The organism is Actinoplanes sp. NPDC051633, from assembly GCF_040681735.1.
In the GTDB taxonomy this organism is placed as follows: domain Bacteria; phylum Actinomycetota; class Actinomycetes; order Mycobacteriales; family Micromonosporaceae; genus Actinoplanes.
Genome location: NZ_JBFAZH010001048.1, coordinates 1 through 2,704, shown reverse-complemented (window position 1 = coordinate 2,704; position 2,704 = coordinate 1). Strand labels below are relative to the sequence as shown.

The following is a 2,704-nucleotide window of genomic DNA, read 5'->3' as shown; positions in this document are numbered from 1 at the left end:
GACGCCGTTCCGAGCAGCCTCACCGAGGCCGCGACGATCGACGGAGCAGGCCCGTCCGCGCGCTTTTTCCGGATCGTTCTGCCGCTGATCACACCATCGATCTTCTTCGCCGTCGTACTCACGCTGATCTCGTCGTTCCAGGTCTTCACCCAGGCGTACGTCCTCACCGGCGGCGGGCCCGGCAATGCCACCACCACGATGGTGGTGTACCTGTACGAGCAGGGTTTCCAGTTCTACAAGCTGGGCCTTGCCTCGGCCATCGCGTGGATCCTGTTCGTGATCATCCTGATCATCACCATCGTGCAGTTCGTCGGGCAGAAGAGGTGGGTGCACTATGACCAGTGATACCTCGAGCGCCACCGGAGTCCATCTGCCCGACCCGGCGCCTGCGGCGGCGCCCGCGCCCATGGTCCGGCGTTCCCGTGCCGGTACGGTCCGCACGATCCTCTCCCAGACGTTCCTGTCGCTGGTCGCGCTGCTGTTCCTGGTGCCGATCATCTGGATGGTGCTCTCCGCGTTGAAGCCCAGCGCCGAGGTCTTCACCGTGCCGCCCAAGCCGTTCGGCTCCAGCGTCATGTGGGGCAATTTCGCGGAGGCCTGGAACTTCCTGCCGTTCGGCCGGTTCATCCTCAACACGCTCTTCGTGGCCTCGGTCGGCACGGCGATCACCCTGGTGGCCTCGGCACTGTCCGGGTACGCGTTCGCGCGGCTCAACTTCCGGTTTCGCGGCGGGCTGTTCGTGCTGTACCTGAGCACGCTGATCGTGCCGCAGGAGGTCATCGTGATTCCGATGTTCCTGGTGATGAAGGAGATCGGGTGGGTCAACTCGTACCAGGCGCTGATCCTTCCGTGGGCGTTCACCGCGTTCGGCACCTTCCTGCTGCGACAGTTCTTCCTCACCGTGCCGAAGGAGCTCGAGGAGGCCGCCAAGCTCGACGGGTGCGGCCACCTCCGCATCCTGAGCCGGATCTTCATCCCGGTCTCCACCCCGGCGTTGGCCGTGCTCGCCGTGTTCACCTTCGTCAACTACTGGAACAGCTTCCTGTGGCCGCTGATCACCATCAGCGACACCAACAGGATGACCGTGCCGCTCGGCTTGCAACTTTTCCTCGGCCAGCAGGGCCAGCGCTGGGAGCTCCTGATGGCGGCGTCCACGATCGCGATGGTGCCCACTATCGCGCTGGTCATCGCGCTGCAGAAATATCTGGTCCGTGGAATCGCTCTGTCCGGGCTCGGCGGCCGCTGACCCGGCCGCCGCACCCGGCTCAGTCGTTGTGCACCCAGCCGCTCCGGCGCTGCGGCTCCGGGGCGCTCGAGACGATCCGCAGAACGGGGCCCAGCGCCGACGGCGGCCGGCCGGGCAGCTGCACCTCGAGCGCCTGGTCGGTGCGCCGGAACTCCAGCGGCTTGCCGTCGCCGAGCAGCGTCACCTCGTGCACGCCGGCCACCGCGACGCCGGAGGCGTTGCCGAGTGTGGTGATGCGGGCGATGCCGTCCTCCGGCCAGGCCGTGCTCATCGCGTACACATAGGTCTCGGTGGGGTAGACGTGCTGGGTGAAGCGGAAGTCGCGAGAGGTGAAGCGCAGCGGCGACCCGTCGGTGAAGGAACCCTCGGGAACGGAGGTCGGCCCTTCGCCCGGAACCACCCAGGGCGAGGTCCCGTAGATGGCCTCGCCGTTGACGTTCAGCCAGTCGCCGACACCCTCGAGTAGTTCACGCTCGCGTTCGGGCACCGTGCCGTCGGGTTTGGGGCCGACGTTCAGCAACAGGCAGCCGTTCTTGGCGACGACGTCGATCAGCTCGTCGATGATGTCACGTACTGATTTGTAGTCGTGCCCGTCGATCCACCCCCACGAGTTGCGGGACACCGAGGTGTCGTTCTGCCAGGGCTCGTCTCGCACCCCCGCCAAGCCGCCCCGCTCGACGTCGAACACCGCCGTCCCGGCAGGGAAGGCGTTGTGCTTGTGCTGGATGACAACCCCGCGCCCCCACTCGGCCGCGCGGTTGTAGTAGTAGGCGGCCAGCTTGCGCAGGTACGGCTCGAAACCGGGTGTCTCGATCCACCAGTCGAACCAGAGGACCTGCGGCCGGTACCGATCGATGATCTCCACGGTACGGAGCAGCCAGTCCTCGAGGAAAGCCTCGTTGGGACTGGTCTCCTCCCGCTGGGCCGGCCCGTACAGGTCGGCGAACTCGGGGTCGAGGACGTCGGAGGGGAACCGGGCACCGCCGTTGAAGTAGAACCAATGCTCGGCCCGGTGCGAGGACGCTCCCGGAACGAGCCATTGACGGCCCGCTTCGGCGATCAGTTCTCCGTAGGCGTCCCGGCGCGGCCCGGCAAGGGGAGCCTTCCAGCGAGTGCGCGGCTCGTCGTACATCGCGAAGCCGTCGTGGTGCTCCGCCACCGGAACGACGAACTGGGCGCCCGCCCGCCGGAACAAGGCCGCCATGTCCCGCGCGTCGAACCGGTCCATCGTGAACTGGGGGATGAAGTCCTTGTAGCCGAACTCGGTGTGGGACCCGTACGTCGCGACGTGGTGCTCGAAGTCCGGTGTTCCCTGCTTGTACATGTTCCGGGGGTACCACTCGGACTTGAACGCCGGCACCGAATAGACGCCCCAGTGGACGAAGATGCCGAACTTCGCTTCCCGGAACCACCGCGGAACCTGGTACGCCGCCAACGAGTCCCAGGTGTCTGCGTACG

3 protein-coding genes are annotated in these 2,704 nt (G+C 66.6%); 2 read left to right on the top strand and 1 reads right to left on the bottom strand.

The window, feature by feature from the left end:
• Both AB0M20_RS36690 and AB0M20_RS36685 read left to right on the top strand, forming a co-directional pair.
• Positions 1–345 (top strand): sugar ABC transporter permease (locus AB0M20_RS36690; protein ID WP_364305292.1); only part of this gene is annotated, 345 nt, incomplete at its 5' end.
• Positions 335–1,246: a carbohydrate ABC transporter permease gene (locus AB0M20_RS36685; protein ID WP_364305290.1), complete on the top strand. Its 912-nt coding sequence runs from the start codon at positions 335–337 to the stop codon at positions 1,244–1,246. The genes AB0M20_RS36690 and AB0M20_RS36685, both read left to right, overlap by 11 nt.
• Positions 1,247–1,265: 19 nt before the next feature.
• Here AB0M20_RS36685 and AB0M20_RS36680 read toward each other — a convergent pair.
• On the bottom strand, positions 1,266–2,704 hold a 1,439-nt coding region (locus tag AB0M20_RS36680), incomplete at its 5' end, for an alpha-L-fucosidase (RefSeq protein WP_364305288.1).